The 13,075-nt window shown below is 74.8% G+C and carries 15 protein-coding genes; 5 read left to right on the forward strand and 10 right to left on the reverse strand.

Going from position 1 to position 13,075, the window contains the following annotated elements:
- Window positions 1-8: 8 nt before the first annotated feature.
- A complete protein-coding gene (locus ACFU5G_RS12470; protein ID WP_377244493.1) occupies window positions 9-1,370 on the reverse strand; it encodes an FAD/NAD(P)-binding protein in 1,362 nt (453 codons plus the stop codon).
- A gap of 116 nt (window positions 1,371-1,486) precedes the next feature.
- Here ACFU5G_RS12470 and ACFU5G_RS12475 point away from each other — a divergent pair, with 116 nt between their 5' ends.
- On the forward strand, window positions 1,487-2,752 hold the full coding sequence (locus tag ACFU5G_RS12475) for a hypothetical protein (RefSeq protein WP_377244496.1): 1,266 nt from the start codon (window positions 1,487-1,489) through the stop codon (window positions 2,750-2,752).
- Here the strand turns inward: ACFU5G_RS12475 and ACFU5G_RS12480 are convergent.
- On the reverse strand, window positions 2,736-3,659 hold the full coding sequence (locus tag ACFU5G_RS12480; protein ID WP_377244499.1) for an alpha/beta fold hydrolase: 924 nt from the start codon (window positions 3,657-3,659) through the stop codon (window positions 2,736-2,738). The genes ACFU5G_RS12475 and ACFU5G_RS12480 overlap by 17 nt on opposite strands.
- 121 nt (window positions 3,660-3,780) lie before the next feature.
- Complete coding sequence (locus ACFU5G_RS12485) at window positions 3,781-4,422, reverse strand: hypothetical protein (RefSeq protein WP_377244502.1); 642 nt, start codon at window positions 4,420-4,422, stop codon at window positions 3,781-3,783.
- A gap of 51 nt (window positions 4,423-4,473) precedes the next feature.
- Here ACFU5G_RS12485 and ACFU5G_RS12490 point away from each other — a divergent pair, with 51 nt between their 5' ends.
- Window positions 4,474-5,028: a DUF1990 family protein gene (locus tag ACFU5G_RS12490; protein ID WP_377244505.1), complete on the forward strand. Its 555-nt coding sequence runs from the start codon at window positions 4,474-4,476 to the stop codon at window positions 5,026-5,028.
- Here ACFU5G_RS12490 and ACFU5G_RS12495 read toward each other — a convergent pair.
- Window positions 4,997-5,752, reverse strand: a complete 756-nt coding sequence (locus tag ACFU5G_RS12495; protein WP_377244508.1) for an alpha/beta fold hydrolase — start codon at window positions 5,750-5,752, stop codon at window positions 4,997-4,999. The genes ACFU5G_RS12490 and ACFU5G_RS12495 overlap by 32 nt on opposite strands.
- Before the next feature lie 82 nt (window positions 5,753-5,834).
- On the opposite strand from ACFU5G_RS12495, the gene ACFU5G_RS12500 reads away from it, so the two are divergent.
- The gene (locus ACFU5G_RS12500) at window positions 5,835-6,062 is read left to right on the forward strand and encodes a hypothetical protein (RefSeq protein WP_377244511.1); all 228 of its coding nucleotides are present in this window, start codon (window positions 5,835-5,837) and stop codon (window positions 6,060-6,062) included.
- A gap of 7 nt (window positions 6,063-6,069) precedes the next feature.
- Here ACFU5G_RS12500 and ACFU5G_RS12505 read toward each other — a convergent pair whose 3' ends face one another.
- The 3 genes from ACFU5G_RS12505 to ACFU5G_RS12515 form a co-directional block, all read right to left on the reverse strand.
- Window positions 6,070-6,909, reverse strand: a complete 840-nt coding sequence (locus tag ACFU5G_RS12505; protein WP_377244514.1) for a hypothetical protein — start codon at window positions 6,907-6,909, stop codon at window positions 6,070-6,072.
- Window positions 6,910-6,999: 90 nt separating this feature from the next.
- On the reverse strand, window positions 7,000-7,308 hold the full coding sequence (locus ACFU5G_RS12510; protein ID WP_377244517.1) for a hypothetical protein: 309 nt from the start codon (window positions 7,306-7,308) through the stop codon (window positions 7,000-7,002).
- Between the two features lie 102 nt (window positions 7,309-7,410).
- Complete coding sequence (locus tag ACFU5G_RS12515; protein ID WP_377244520.1) at window positions 7,411-8,154, reverse strand: SDR family oxidoreductase; 744 nt, start codon at window positions 8,152-8,154, stop codon at window positions 7,411-7,413.
- A gap of 88 nt (window positions 8,155-8,242) precedes the next feature.
- On the opposite strand from ACFU5G_RS12515, the gene ACFU5G_RS12520 reads away from it, so the two are divergent.
- Window positions 8,243-9,265 carry a LysR family transcriptional regulator gene (locus ACFU5G_RS12520; protein ID WP_377244523.1) on the forward strand — a complete coding sequence of 341 codons (1,023 nt, stop codon included), beginning with the start codon at window positions 8,243-8,245 and terminating at the stop codon, window positions 9,263-9,265.
- Here ACFU5G_RS12520 and ACFU5G_RS12525 read toward each other — a convergent pair.
- Complete coding sequence (locus tag ACFU5G_RS12525; protein WP_377244526.1) at window positions 9,262-9,834, reverse strand: TetR/AcrR family transcriptional regulator; 573 nt, start codon at window positions 9,832-9,834, stop codon at window positions 9,262-9,264. The two genes, ACFU5G_RS12520 and ACFU5G_RS12525, sit on opposite strands and share 4 nt — an antisense overlap.
- A gap of 118 nt (window positions 9,835-9,952) precedes the next feature.
- Here ACFU5G_RS12525 and ACFU5G_RS12530 point away from each other — a divergent pair, with 118 nt between their 5' ends.
- On the forward strand, window positions 9,953-11,230 hold the full coding sequence (locus ACFU5G_RS12530; protein WP_377244529.1) for an amidohydrolase family protein: 1,278 nt from the start codon (window positions 9,953-9,955) through the stop codon (window positions 11,228-11,230).
- Between the two features lie 112 nt (window positions 11,231-11,342).
- Here the strand turns inward: ACFU5G_RS12530 and ACFU5G_RS12535 are convergent, their stop codons facing one another.
- Together ACFU5G_RS12535 and ACFU5G_RS12540 are read right to left on the reverse strand one after the other, a co-directional pair.
- Window positions 11,343-12,092 (reverse strand): glucose 1-dehydrogenase, encoded by a 750-nt coding sequence (locus ACFU5G_RS12535; protein WP_377244531.1) that lies wholly within the window; start codon window positions 12,090-12,092, stop codon window positions 11,343-11,345.
- Between the two features lie 71 nt (window positions 12,093-12,163).
- Entirely contained in the window at window positions 12,164-13,072 is a 909-nt protein-coding gene (locus ACFU5G_RS12540; protein WP_377244534.1) for a TIGR03620 family F420-dependent LLM class oxidoreductase, read from the reverse strand.
- Window positions 13,073-13,075: the final 3 nt, after the last annotated feature.

Genomic DNA, 13,075 nt, shown 5'->3' on the forward strand with positions numbered 1-13,075 from the left:
CGCGCCGCCTAGCCCAGGAGGTCGTCGGCGAGCTGCGCGGCCTGCCGCCGCAGGTCCGGCACCGACGTGCACTCCCACTCCAGGCCGCGCCGCGCCAGCCCCATGGCGCGCAGCCGCGGGTGCCCGACGCCGGCGGCGTCGACCAGGGCGGCGTCGGCGGTCAGGTCGAGGCCGGTGCCGAGGCGGTGGGCCCGCACGAGGCCGCGCGCCAGCAGCGCGTCCACCAGCGGGTTCCAGCCCGGGGAGGTCAACGCCGGCAGCCCCGTCGCGCCCACGACCAGGTCGAACGCCGAGGTGTCCCAGCCGGCACCCCGGACCTCGTCCACGGTGCCCAGGGTGAGCACGCCGTCGGCGAGGAGCTGGTCGACGTGGCTGCGCATCGCGTGCGACATCCGGTGCCGCACGTTCTCCCACGAGCGCGCGTGCGCGCGCTGGAACGTCGCCTGCTCCTCGGGCGTGAGCCGGGCCCAGGCCGGGTTGACCTGCGGGCGGACGGCGTCGATCACCGCGCGCCAGTCGCGCCCCGCCGCGCGCTCGTCCGCGACGTGCTGCCGCACCTGGTCGACGGTGCCCGCGAGCGTGCCAGGGGGCGTGCCCGCCGGCCGGCCGAGGTCGACCTCGACGGCGGGCGGCAGCGGGTCCTCGGCGTGCGCCGCGGGCAGGACGCCGCCCCGGGAGACGGCGGTGAACGTCGCCCCGGGCAGCAGGGCGTGCAGGTGCGCGACGACGTCGAGCGTCGTCAGGCCCGTGCCCACGACCAGGACCCGGCGCGCTCCGGCGGCCCGGTCGTCCAGGTCCGGCGACCACGGGTCGGCGACGTACCGGTCGCCCCACGGCTCGTACTCCGGCAGCCGTACCGGCGGCGGGGTGCCGAGCGCGAGGACGGCGGCATCGGCGCGCAGGGTGCCGCCGTCGGCCAGGGTGAGCAGGACGCCGGGCGCGTCCGCGGCGTCGCCGCCGACCCCAGCGCCGCCCCCGACCTCCGTGACGTCCACCACCGTGCCCCGCACGTGCCGCACCTCGGACCCCGCGGGCACCGGGACCGATCCGAGCAGCTCGGTGAGGTACCGCCCGAAGTCGGCGCGCTGCAGGAACGTGCCCGGCTCCGCGGGCACGCCGGCGCTCGCGCACCAGCGCATTAGGTGCTCGGGGTCGTCGTCGAACGCGCTGAGGCGCGCGACCACGGCGTTGAGGGTGTGCCGGGGGTCGGTGGTCCGGTAGGGGAGGCCGCGGCCGGGTGTCTCCGCGGGATCGACCAGCACGACCCGTACGGACCGTCCGGGCCCGAGGGGCGCGGCCGCACGCAGGAGGTGGGCCGAGAGGATGACGCCGGCGGCGCCGCCGCCGATCACGGCGATGGTCCGCTGCATGGCCCGAGGATAACGGCTCGGACCAGGGCCGATGTATTACCGCACATCGGACATGAGGTAAATTCCGGCTAAAAGGCGTGGCGCGCGCCTCTTGTCGCGCCCAGAACCGGGGAGCCATGACAGTCACGACGACCGCCCAGTCGGAGCGCCTGACCGACCTGGCGGGCCTGACCGACCTCACGCCGCTGAGCGAGACCACGAGCGGTTCCGATCCCGCCAAGGTGTACGAAGGGCTGCGCGCCCGCTGGGGCAACGTCGCGCCCGTGCTCCTGGAGCCCGGCGTGCCCGCCTGGCTCGTGCTGGGGCACCGGGAGCTGGTCACGGTGCTGCGCAACGAGGGCCTGTTCTCGCGCGACGCGCGCAACTGGGGCCTGTTCACGGACGGCACCGTCCGCGCCGACAGCGGCATCGGCGGCGTGCTCGCGCCGCGCGACGGCATCTACTACGTCGACGGCGCCCGCCACCGCCACCTGCGCCGGCTGGTCGACGACGCGTTCGAGAGCGTCGACGAGCACCGCCTGAAGTCCACGGTGGAGTACTGGTGCGGCCTGGCGCTGGACCGCGTGCTGGCCCAGGGTGAGGCCGACCTCGTCAGCGACTACGCGCGGGCCGTCCCGCTGCTGGTCATGTCCACGATGTTCGGCCTCGACCCGGACCAGGCCCGCGCGATGCTCGGGCACTCGCGCCGCGTCTTCCAGGCCCGGGGCGCGGCGGGCATCGAGTCGCTCAACGCGCAGCGCGCCCTCATCTCGGACCTGATCGCCGAGCGCCGCAAGGCGCCGTCCGACGACCTGACCTCCGCGATCCTGCGCCACCCCAGCGCGCCCACCGACCTGGACGCGCAGAGCGCCGTGTCGGCGACCCTCATCCTGGGCAGCGAGTTCGAGGTCGGCTGGATCACGCAGGCGCTCCGCATGCGGCTCACCGACTCGCGGTTCGACGGCCGCTCGGGCGGCCGGCTCTCGGCGTCCGACACGCTGGAGGCCGTGCTCGGCTCGACGCCGCCCGCACCGAACGCCGCGCCCCGCTTCGCCCTGGCCGACACCACGCTCGGTGACCGGGCGATCGCCGCGGGCGACGCCGTGGTCCCCGGCATCCTCGGCGCGAGCGCCGAGTCCCGCGGGGGCGAGGACGACATCTGGATGGAGTCGGGCAACCTCTCCTACCTCACGTGGGGCGCCGGCCCGCACGCCTGTCCGGCGCGCCGCCCGGCCACGGTGATCGCGCAGATCGCCGTGGACACCGCGCTGCGCCGCCTCGGCGGGGTGGCGCTCACCGTGCCGCCCGAGTCGCTGCGCTCGGCCGGCACGCTCTGGTCGTCGGTGGCGCGTGAGCTGCCGGTGCGGTTCGAGGTGCCCCGGCCCGTCAGGCCGGCGCGCTGATCGCGCGGATCTCCGGGACCACCACGTCCCACGCGGCGCGCGGCGGGTACTGGTGCCCCACCCCGGGCAGCAGCACGAGCCGCGCGCCCTCGATCGCCGCGGCGAGCGCCGCGCCGTGCTCCGGCGGGAACAGCGGGTCCGCGTCGCCGTGCAGCACCAGCGTGGGCACCGCGATGTCGGCGAGCGAGCCCCGCACCGGACGGCTCTCGACCAGGTAGTGGTTGGCCGCGGCCGCCGGGTCGATCGACCGCCGCACCACCCGCCGGGCCGTGGCCAGCGCCGCCAGCTCGTCGTACCCCGGCCCGGCGAAGGCCCGCTCGCCCGCCACCAGGTAGCGGACGACGGCCTCCGGGTCGCCCCAGTCGGGATCCGGCGGCGGGTCGTGGAACTGCGCCCGCGCCTCCGCGGTCGGGCCGGGCAGCTGCGGCGCACCCGGCACCTTCGTGACCGGGCTCGTGGAGATCAGCGTGAGCGACGCGACCCGGCGCCGGTGCTCGATCGCCGTCTGCTGCGCGATGCCGCCGCCCATCGACACCCCGGCCAGGTGCGCCTGCCCGATCCCCAGCGCGTCCAGCAGCCGTACCGGGTCCAGGGCCAGGTCGTCCCCGGTGTACGACGGCGCCCCGGGCGGGTCGGTCCGGGAGCGTCCCGTGTCGCGGTGGTCGTAGCGGACGACGAACCGGCCGCCGTTCGCGCTGCGCCGGGCACGGGCGGCGGCGCTGTCGGATGTGCTCTCGGGAGCGCCGCCGGGCAGGCCGCCGTCGGCCAGGGCCTGGCAGAAGTCCGCGTGCCACCAGTCCATGGCGCCCGCGATGCCGCCGATCAGGAGGATGGCCGGGTCGGCCGGGTTGCCGAAGGTCTCGGCGCACAGCAACGCACCCGGTACGTCGACAAGGGTCTCTGTCATGAAGGGTGGACGACGGGACGGTTGAAAACTAATCGGTCCGCTTCGGACGGGTTCCGACCGACCGTTACGAACCAGTGCGGCGACTGTTACGAACCGGAACGCGCGGCCGAACCCCCAGTGCTCAGACGAACCCCAGCACCAGCGCCACCACGGCGAGCACCGTCGCAACACCCGCGCCGACCCACGCGATCAGGATGTTCCGCCGGCTGTTCTCCTGCGCGGCGTCGAATTCGGCCCGCAACGTCTCGAACTCCCGGTGCGCCGCCTCGATCTCGGCCCGGGCGGCCGTGAGCTGCGCGTCGGAGCGCGCCACGGTGGCCAGGGCGCTCGCGGCCTCCGCGCGCGCCGAGGCCGCGTCGGCGCGGGCGGCACCGGCGTCGTCCCGGGCGGCGGCGGCCTCGTCCCGGGCGGCCGCGGCCTCGGCTCCCGCGTGGTCGGCCGTGGCCAGCGCGGCCGCGACCAGTGCGGCGGCGTCGTCGTCGGCCGGCTGCGTGAAGGGCTGGGCGGGGTAGGGCTCGGCGGTCTGCGCGTAGGCGGCGTCCGGCACCGCCCCGATCGGTGCGTCCGGCCCGGCCGGGCCCGGCCCCGCCGCCTGCGGGACACGCCCCGGGACCTCGGCCCGGGAGAGCTGGCTGCGGACCTCGGCCTTGAGGTCGGACAGGAAGGGCCCCAGGCCGCGGGCCTTGCGCTCCTTGGCGGAGGCGTGCCGGGGGACACCGCCCGCGGGGACGTCGAGGGCGCGGGGGTCGTGGTCGGTCGCCATGGGTGTGAAAGGTACACGGGGCGCACCGCGACCTGCGGGTACGGTGCTGGTGTGCAGCTCACCCGCCCCGACCTCGCCCGCGTCCTGGACCGTTCCCTGGCCGCCCGGCCCGTGGCCGACGTCGGCTGGCTGGCCGCGCCGCCGCCGCGCGCCCGCGTGCTGCGCGAGCGGGTGGACCTGGCGCCGGGCGCGTCCTTGACGGCGACCGCCGACGCCCTGTTCGGCTGGGCCGTGCACCGCGGGGCCGGGCTGACGATCGCCCCGACCGGGCCGGCCGACGTCGGCGTGACCGTGGTGCAGGCCGTGCACGTGGGGCCGCTGTGGTTCACCGCCCCGTGCCGCGTGGTCGACGTCGTCCGGGAGCCCGACGAGGCCGGGTTCACCTATGCGACGCTGCCGCACCACCCGGAGACGGGCGTGGAGTCCTTCCGCGTGCGGCGCGCTAGGGAGGGCCTCGTCTTCGAGATCCACGCCGTCGCGCGGCACGACTTCTGGGGCTCGCGGATCGTCCCGCCGGCCGCCCACCGCGTCCAGGACCGCGTCACGCGCGGCTACCTGAGCGCGGCTCGCGAGCTCAGCCGCGCGGCTCGTCCAGGAACTCGCTGATCAGCTTCGTGATCTCGTCGGGACGCTCCAGGTTCGGCAGGTGGCCCGCCCAGCCGAGCTGGGTGTGCCGCGCGTCGGGGATCTGCCCCGCCAGGTGGTTCGCGATGGCGCGGAAGTGGTCGAGGTCCTGGCCGCCCGAGACGACCAGCGTGCGCGCCGTGATCGCCGCCAGGTCGATCTGGGGGCCGGGCTCCTGGTTGATGTCGTCGCCCGCCGCGAGCTGGACGTCGAACGCTCGGCGCTGCATGGTGCGCACCAGCTCGCGGGCGTCGTCGTCCGCGTCGGGCCCCAGCCAGGTCGCCACGTTCAGCTCGGTGGCGCCGTCGACGTCGCCGGCCTCCAGGAGCGCGTCCTCGCGCCGCGCGAACCGCTGGAGCGACCGGGTGGGCGGCAGGGAGAAGGCCGAGTTGATCAGCACGAGGTGCGAGACGAGGGCGGGCCAGTGCGAGGCCACCTGGAGGGCGACCTTGCCGCCCGCCGACGCCGCCACGACCGCGACGGGGCGCTCGCCGAGCGAGTCGAGCAGGGCCTTGACGTCGCCCGCGTTGTCGAAGCGCGCGCTGGTCAGCGGGGTGTCGCCGTAGCCACGCAGGTCGCAGCGCACGACGCGGTGGTGCTGGGCCAGGGGAGCCCGCTGCGGGTCCCACATGCGGGAGTCGGCGACGCCGGCGTGCAGGAGCAGGACGGCCGGGCCGGAACCCGTGGAGTCGTGGCTGAGGATCATCCGCCGACCGTAACGGCGGCCCTTCAGCGATGGCCAACGCATTCGATGGACTCCAGTCCGGGCGGCGGATATACTCGAACACATGTACGAATCCACGGAAGGTCAGGCGCTCGGCCGGCCCGTCGCGCAGCCGGTGTCCTCGCCGGTCGACGCGGCGTTCGCCGCGCTGCTGGACGAGCTGTTCACCGGCCCCCGGGTCACCTACGCGCCGGTCCTGGAGGAGCCGACGTACTACGGCGGGCACCGCCAGGAGCCTCGGCACCGGCGCTTCGTGCTGCGCGCCGGCACCGACCTCGACGATCCCCGCTAGCTGCTGATCAGACCACGAACCCGAGCACCGCGGCCACCACGGCCAGCGCGATGCCGACGTAGGCGAACGTGGTGGCCGTCGCCGCCCTCTTCGTCGCGGCGTCCGCGACCTCCCGGGCCGCCGACGCCGCGGCCGTGGCCTCCTTGGCGGCCGACGTCGCCGAGTCCGCCGCGGCACGGGCCGCGTCCAGGTCGGAGCGGAGGGTGCCGGTGGTCGCGGTGAGCTCGTCGACGTGGCCCTGGAGCCGGCTCGCCTCCTCCTGCGCGGAGGTCACGGCCTGCGCGGTGGCGGCGGTCTGCGCGGCCGCCTGCTCCTCGGCCCGCTCGCGCACCTCCGCCCGGACCTCGTCCAGCGCCGTCGCCTGCGCCTTCTCCTGCGCGACGCCCCGCTTGGCGACGAGCTCCCGCAGCTCGGCGCCCTGCTCCTTGAGCGAGACCATGAGGTCGGCGCGGACCTCCTCGGGGGTCAGCGGCTTGTCGGGCTTGGCGAGGTAGGCGTCGGCCCAGGTGCGGCGCGACTTGGTCCGCCCGGCGCCGGAGCCCTCCACGACGGCGTCCTTCTCCTGGTCGGTCAGGCGGTCGAGCGCCTCGGCCGCCGCCTTGACCGCGGGCGGGGTCTCGACCGGTGCCTTGGCGCCCTTGGGCGTCTTTGCCTCAGGTGTCATCGTTGTGCTGGCCCCCTGTGGTGTCGCTGCGGCCGCCACGGCTGCGGCGTAGTCGGCGTCCTCGGTGCCGGTCGAGGCCGACTCCGGGATCTTGATGGGCTTGTTCAGCAGAGCCCGGAGGCGGTCCATGCGATCGGCCTTCTCGCCGCCCTCGTTCCGAGGCGCGTCGCTGTCACTGCTCATGGGGGAAACGTACTGCTCTGCCCGTTGTAGGTCGACTACCACGACGGAGTGGCGTTTCTCCTGGGGCAGCCGCCGGTCAGCGGTCCTGGGTCACGACCTGTTGCCGGGCTGGTGGCCGCTGGCGAGCTCGTGGGCCTCGGCGGCGAGCTCGGGCCAGTCCTCCGGGTCCGAGATCGTCACCCAGTCGGCACCGGGGTCGTGCCTGAGGAGCTCCGCGATCTCGCGCTTGATCAGGTCGGCCGCGCGGTCGGCGGGCAGGCGGACCGCCAGCGAGCTGCCGGCGAGGAACGCGAACGCCGTCTGATGGACCACGAGCGCCCCTTCGCGCACGGTGACGTCGCGGTCGGGGTCCTGTTCGAGCGCGGTCCGGAGAGCTTCGTATCGGGCGTCCATGGTCATCGTGCTGTCTCCTGTCGGGCAGGTGGTCTGGCGGCCACCCGATCGATCCTATGTGTCGTCCGCCAGACCGCCTCGCTGTCGCCGTCCTGCCCGCCGGACGTCCTAGAGCTGGGACCCGCCGCCGTCGACCACCAGCTCAGCTCCCGTGGTGTAGGTGGCCTCGAACAGCAGGAACGTCACCGCCCGGGCGATCTCGCTCACCGTGCCGAGGCGCCCCATGGGGTTCTCCGCCGCCATCTGGGCCTTGGTCTGCTCGACCGCCTCCGCGGGCATGGACTTGGCCAGGATGCCGGAGTCGATCGGTCCGGGGCTCACGGCGTTGACCCGGATGCCGCGGGCCAGCAGCTCGCGGGCCAGGCTCCGCGCGAACGAGCGCACGGCGGCCTTGGTAGCCCCGTAGGTGCTCAGCATCGGCAGGCCGAGCGCGTTGGCGACGGAGGTGGTCAGCACCACGCCGCCGCCCGGCGCGATCAGCGGCGCGAGCTTCTGCGCGGTGAAGTACGGGCCCTTGGTGTTGATGGCGAACAGCTCGTCGAACATGCCCTCCGGCGTGGCCTCGAAGGGCGCGAAGCCGTTGATTCCGGCGTTGGCGAAGAGCCCGTCGACGGTGCCGTACTCGGCGCGCACCCGGTCGGCCAGCGCGTCGATGTCCGCGAGGGACGAGGCGTCGCTGCGCACCGCGATCGCGCGGTCGCCGAGCTCGGCCTGCGCCGCGTCGAGGGCGCCCTGGTCCCGGCCGGTGATCAGCACCCGCGCGCCGCGGGCGGTCAGCAGCCGCGCCGTCTCCAGGCCGAACCCGGTGCTGCCGCCGGTGATGACGATCTTCTTGTCTGCGTACTCGTTCATGGCTCCAGTCAACGGCCGTGCCCGACCTGCGGTCCAAGACCTGTTCCGCAACCGGCCATAGCCGGAATGCATGTCATAGACTGACATCATGACGGTCGAGGAGATCTCGTCGGACGAGCGGACGGACGCCGGGCACGCATCCGGCCCGGACCTGGGGCTGGACCCCGCCCTGGACCTGGACCTGCGGCTGATCCGGTACTTCGTCGCCGTGGCCGAGCACGCCGGCTTCGGCCGCGCCGCGGACGCACTCCACCTCGCGCAGCCCTCGCTGAGTCGTCAGATCCAGCGGCTGGAGCACCAGCTCGGGGCGCGGCTGCTGGACCGCACGCCGCGCGGCAGCGTGCTGACCGAGGCGGGGGCCGCGTTCCTGCCGCACGCGCGCGCCCTGCTGGTACAGGCCCGGAGGGCGGCCTCCGCGGCCCGGGAGGCGAGCGCCGCACGGACGTTCACCCTCGGGTACGTGGGCGACAGCGACGTCGGGGAGGTGGCCCGGTTGTTGCGCGCGCGCCTACCGGGCACGGTGGTCCGCACCCGGTACCTGGATGAAATGAATGCCGTGGAGGCGCTGCGCGACCGCACGGTCGACGCGCTGATCGCCCGGCTCCCGCTGCCCGCCGAGGGGCTGCGCGTGGTCCCCCTGCACCGCGAGCGCCGGGTTCTCGCGGTCTCGACCACCCACCCGTTCGCCGGGCGCGCGAGCCTGACGCCGGGCGAGCTGGACGGCGAGGCCCGGGTGTCGTGCGGAGCGACCGACGCGACCTGGACGTCGTTCTGGCGGCTGGAGGACGGCGGCGCCGCCGTGCCCGTTCCGCTCGCTCCCGCGATGGTCGAGACGTTCGAGGACAAGCTGGGGATGGTCGCCGCCGGTGAGGCGGTGGCGGTCCTCTCGGAGGGGGACCGCCGGATCGCTCTCTGGCCCGGCCTGGCCACGGTCCCGATCGCCGGGGTGGAGCCCGTCCAGGTGGTCGCGGTCTCCCGCCCCGGGTCGGACGCGCGGGCCGACGCCTTCCTCGAGGTGGCCGCAGAGGTCCTGGGCGCAGAGGCCCAGGGCGCAGGAGGGGCGACGGGCTCGAGCGCGCGCTCCGCCGCTGACGCCCGCAGCGCGTCCTAGTCGTACCGCCAGCCGCGCCGAAGGTTCGCGAAGATCATCGCCAGGGCCTCGCCCGGCGCGCTCTCGCGGGCCGCGATGTCGGGGCTCTCGAGCACGAGGCGGGCCAGGGCCCGCACGCCTGGGTCCGCGGGTGCGCGGCCCTCCTCGGTGAGCACCTCGATCAGGGCGTCCTCGCAGTCGGTCCACTTCTTGCGGACGTGGGCGCGCAGCTGCGGGGTCGAGAAGATCAGCTCGAGGAGCTTGCCGCGCCCAGGATCGTCGGCCTCGAACGGCAGCCTGCTGGCCATGAACGCCTCGACTGCGCTGAGCGGATCGGTCCCCTCGCCACGATCCCGGACCGCATCGCGGAGGGCGGCGGCGCGGTCCTCGTCCTGCTCGAAGACCAGGGCGACCTTCCCGTCCGGGTAGTAGGTGAACAGCGTGGTCAGAGCCACGTTGGCGTCCTCGGCGATCTCGGCGACGGTCACGTCGTCGAATCCCCGTTCCAGGAACAGCTCGACGGCCGACTCGTGCAGGGCGTGGCGGGTCTGTGCGCGCTTGCGCGCACGAAGTCCGGTTCCGGCTGCCATGCGAGCGATCCTAGCCTGCGGCGCGTACCGAGACCAATTCTGGTGTGACTCGAATTCTGTAGTGACTACGGAAATACGTGCTAGCGTCCTTCCTGTCACAACGAACGAGGAGGACGAGATGGCCAGGACTGCGATCGTCGGCGCGCGGGTGTTCGACGGCGAGGAGGTGATCGACGCGGGGGTGGTGGTGCTCGAGGGGACCCGGATCCGCTCGGTCGGCGGTGCGGTGCCCGACGGTTCCGACGTTGTGGACGCCGCCGGGGCGACCCTGCTGCCCGGGCTCGTCGACGCCCACGTGCACACGTCGGTCGAGGCGCTCGGGCTCGCCCTCACCTTCGGCGTCACGACCGAGCTGGAGATGCAGGGCATGTTCACGCGGCCCAACCGGGCGCACGTGACGGACGACGACCGGGTCGCCGACGTCCGGTCCGCGGGATTCGGCATCACACCCCCGGGCGGCCACCCGAGCGAGCTGATGGGCGACGGCGGGCACGACGACGCCGGGCACGATGGCGACGGGCACGACGACGGGGCTCCGTGGGAGAGCGGGGAGGACGAGGGCGGCGCCTCCCCCTGGGCCGACGTCGTGATGCCGTTCTCGACCACGCCGGAGGAGGCCGCCGCCTTCGTCCCGCGGCTGGAGGCGACGGGCTCCGACTACATCAAGTTCATGATCGACGACGGTACGGTCGAAGGGGCCCCGGGGCTCCCGCTGCTCAGCGACGCGACGATCGCGGCCGGCGTCGCGGAGGCGCACCGGCGCGGCCTGCTGACCGTGGCCCACACCCTCACGGTCGATGCGACCGTGTCGGCGATCGCCGGTGGCATCGACGGCCTGGTGCACCTCTTCATGGACCGGCCGCACACGCCGGAGATCGTCCGGTCCGTCGCCGGCTCGGGCGCCTTCGTCGTTCCCTGCGTGGTCCTGAACGCGTCGATGATGGGGATCCCGGCGACGGAGCTCGCGGCGGACCCGCGAGTGAGCTCGCGGCTCGACGAGGCATGGACCGCGACCCTGCGCAGCAGCTACGACCGGTATCCGCAGGGGAGCCTGGAGGACGTCCTCGCCTCGGTCAAGGCGCTCCACGACGCGGGCGTCGACCTCCTCGTCGGCACCGACGTGTCGTTCCCCCTCCCGGCGTTCGGCGGCATGGCGCACGGCGCCAGCGTCCACCACGAGCTGCAGCTCCTCGTCCGTGCCGGACTCACCCCGCTGGAAGCGCTCCGCGCCGCCACCTCCACGCCGGCACGACGGTTCGGCCTCACCGACCGCGGGCGGATCTGCGAGTCGCTGCGCGCCGACCTCCTGCTCGTCGACGGCGACCCCACGACCCGCATCTCCGACACCCTCAACATCCGCCAGGTGTGGCGGCGGGGCACCCCGCTGTTCGGCTAGCCGGTGCTGGCACCGGCTAGCGGAGTGCGTGCACCGCGACCCGGCGCACCTGCCGTACGCACCGCGACCCCGGCCCTCCGCGCGGGAGGGCCAGGGCCGCCGGTTCACTGCCTCAGAGCTGCACCTCTCCGCCGTCGACGAAGAGCTCGGTGCCGGTGATGAACGTGCTCTGGTCGCTCGCCAGGAACAGCACCGCGCTCGCGATCTCCTCGGGCCTGCCGAGCCGGCCCAGCGGGACGTTGCCGGCCAGCGCCGTCAGGAGGCCCGGGGCCTGGGCGGGCTCGGGCGCGAGGCCGGCCAGGCCCGGCGTCTCGGTGGGTCCGGGGGCGATCGCGTTCACCCGGATGTTGCGGTCGGCGAGCTCCCCGGCCCAGGTGCGGGTGAAGGAGCGCAGGGCGGCCTTGGTCGCCGAGTAGACGCCGAACGACGCCGCCCCCTTGCTAGCCGCGGTCGAGCCGGTGATCACGACGGAGGCGCCGTCGTTCAGCACGGGCAGGGCCTTCTGCACCGTGAACACCGTGCCGCGGACGTTGACGCCGAACGTCTCGTCGAAGCCCGCCGGCGTCAGCTCCGCGAGGGTGGCGAACCGCCCGCCGCCGGCGTTGACGAACAGGACGTCGAGCCCCCTGCCGCGGGCCGCGACCGCCGCGAAGACCCGGTCGAGGTCGTCGAGGTCGGCCACGTCGCCGCGGATGCCGGTGGCGTTCTCGCCGAGCTCCGTCACCGCGGCGTCGAGCTCGGCCTGCCGGCGGCCGGTGACGAACACGTGCGCTCCCTCCGCCGCGAACCTGCGGGCGGTGGCCAGGCCGATGCCGGTCGTCCCGCCGGTGACCAGGGCGGTCTTGTTCTGGAGCTGTCCCATGGTGCCTTCTTCTTTCGGTAGTCGTGCTGGTCGTGGTGCTGCTGTTGGTGTGGGTACTGCTGGTCGGTGGGTCAGGCGTCGGCGAGCGACGGCGCGAGCGTCGCCAGCTCGCGCCAGGCCGGCATCGGCAGGTCCGCCGAGCCGAGGACGTGGACGGCGACGTGGTCGGCCCCGGCGTCGAGGTGCTCCCGCAGCCGCTCCCGGATCGCGTCGAGGTCGCCCCACGCGACGAGCGAGTCGACGAGCCGGTCGCTCCCGCCGGGCACGAGGTCGTCGTCGCCGAAGCCGAGGCGCCGCAGGTTGTTCCGGTAGGCGGGCAGGCCGACGAACATGCCCACGCCGGCCCGGGCGGTGGCCCGCGCGCGGTCCGGGTCGGTGTCGAGGACGACCGCCTGGTGCGGGGCGACGAGCGGGTCCGGCCCGAGCGTCGCCCGGAGGTCCGCCGTGTAGCGCGGCGGGACCAGGAACGGGTGGGTACCCGCGGTGCGCGCCGCCCCGAGCGCGGCCATGCGGGGTCCGAGCGCGCCGAGCAGGCGCCGCTCCGCCGGTACCGGGGCGGGCGCCGCGTCCAGGTCGTCGAGGTACCGGGTCATGGAGTCCACCGGGCTGCCGAACCGCTGCCCGTGGCTGCGGGCCGACCGGGGGTCGCTGATGCCGAGCCCCACGACGGTCCGGGGCCCGTGCAGCCCGTCGAGCCGGGCCACCTCCCGGGCGACCTCCCCGGCCGGGGTGCCCCAGATGCCCAGGACGCCGAGGGTCACCGTGCTGTGCGGCGCCGCCCGCAGGAGGTGCCCGGCGTCGTCGAGTGCACCCCTGCCGTCGAGCCCTGGGATCCACAGGGTGCGCAGCCCGAGCTCGTCCAGCTCGGCGGCGGCGTCCTGCGCCTCGGGCCGGTCCGCGGACCGCAGCCCCATGCTCCACACCCCGAGCGGGCCCAGCCGTCCTGCCAGCTCACGTCCTGCCTGCTCCTGTGCTGCCATGTC

Source organism: Promicromonospora sp. NPDC057488, assembly GCF_042802395.1.
Lineage (GTDB): Bacteria > Actinomycetota > Actinomycetes > Actinomycetales > Cellulomonadaceae > Promicromonospora.

Excerpts from the sequence above, each read along its gene's own strand:
- ACFU5G_RS12510 (WP_377244517.1), bottom strand. The coding sequence starts at position 7,308 with ATGACCATGGACGCCCGATACGAAGCTCTCCGGACCGCGCTCGAACAG.
- ACFU5G_RS12485 (WP_377244502.1), bottom strand. The coding sequence starts at position 4,422 with ATGGCGACCGACCACGACCCCCGCGCCCTCGACGTCCCCGCGGGCGGT.
- ACFU5G_RS12495 (WP_377244508.1), bottom strand. The coding sequence starts at position 5,752 with ATGATCCTCAGCCACGACTCCACGGGTTCCGGCCCGGCCGTCCTGCTC.
- ACFU5G_RS12530 (WP_377244529.1), top strand. The coding sequence starts at position 9,953 with ATGGCCAGGACTGCGATCGTCGGCGCGCGGGTGTTCGACGGCGAGGAG.
- ACFU5G_RS12520 (WP_377244523.1), top strand. The coding sequence starts at position 8,243 with ATGACGGTCGAGGAGATCTCGTCGGACGAGCGGACGGACGCCGGGCAC.
- ACFU5G_RS12505 (WP_377244514.1), bottom strand. The coding sequence starts at position 6,909 with ATGAGCAGTGACAGCGACGCGCCTCGGAACGAGGGCGGCGAGAAGGCC.
- ACFU5G_RS12470 (WP_377244493.1), bottom strand. The coding sequence starts at position 1,370 with ATGCAGCGGACCATCGCCGTGATCGGCGGCGGCGCCGCCGGCGTCATC.
- ACFU5G_RS12540 (WP_377244534.1), bottom strand. The coding sequence starts at position 13,072 with ATGGCAGCACAGGAGCAGGCAGGACGTGAGCTGGCAGGACGGCTGGGC.
- ACFU5G_RS12525 (WP_377244526.1), bottom strand. The coding sequence starts at position 9,834 with ATGGCAGCCGGAACCGGACTTCGTGCGCGCAAGCGCGCACAGACCCGC.
- ACFU5G_RS12475 (WP_377244496.1), top strand. The coding sequence starts at position 1,487 with ATGACAGTCACGACGACCGCCCAGTCGGAGCGCCTGACCGACCTGGCG.
- ACFU5G_RS12515 (WP_377244520.1), bottom strand. The coding sequence starts at position 8,154 with ATGAACGAGTACGCAGACAAGAAGATCGTCATCACCGGCGGCAGCACC.
- ACFU5G_RS12535 (WP_377244531.1), bottom strand. The coding sequence starts at position 12,092 with ATGGGACAGCTCCAGAACAAGACCGCCCTGGTCACCGGCGGGACGACC.
- ACFU5G_RS12500 (WP_377244511.1), top strand. The coding sequence starts at position 5,835 with ATGTACGAATCCACGGAAGGTCAGGCGCTCGGCCGGCCCGTCGCGCAG.
- ACFU5G_RS12480 (WP_377244499.1), bottom strand. The coding sequence starts at position 3,659 with ATGACAGAGACCCTTGTCGACGTACCGGGTGCGTTGCTGTGCGCCGAG.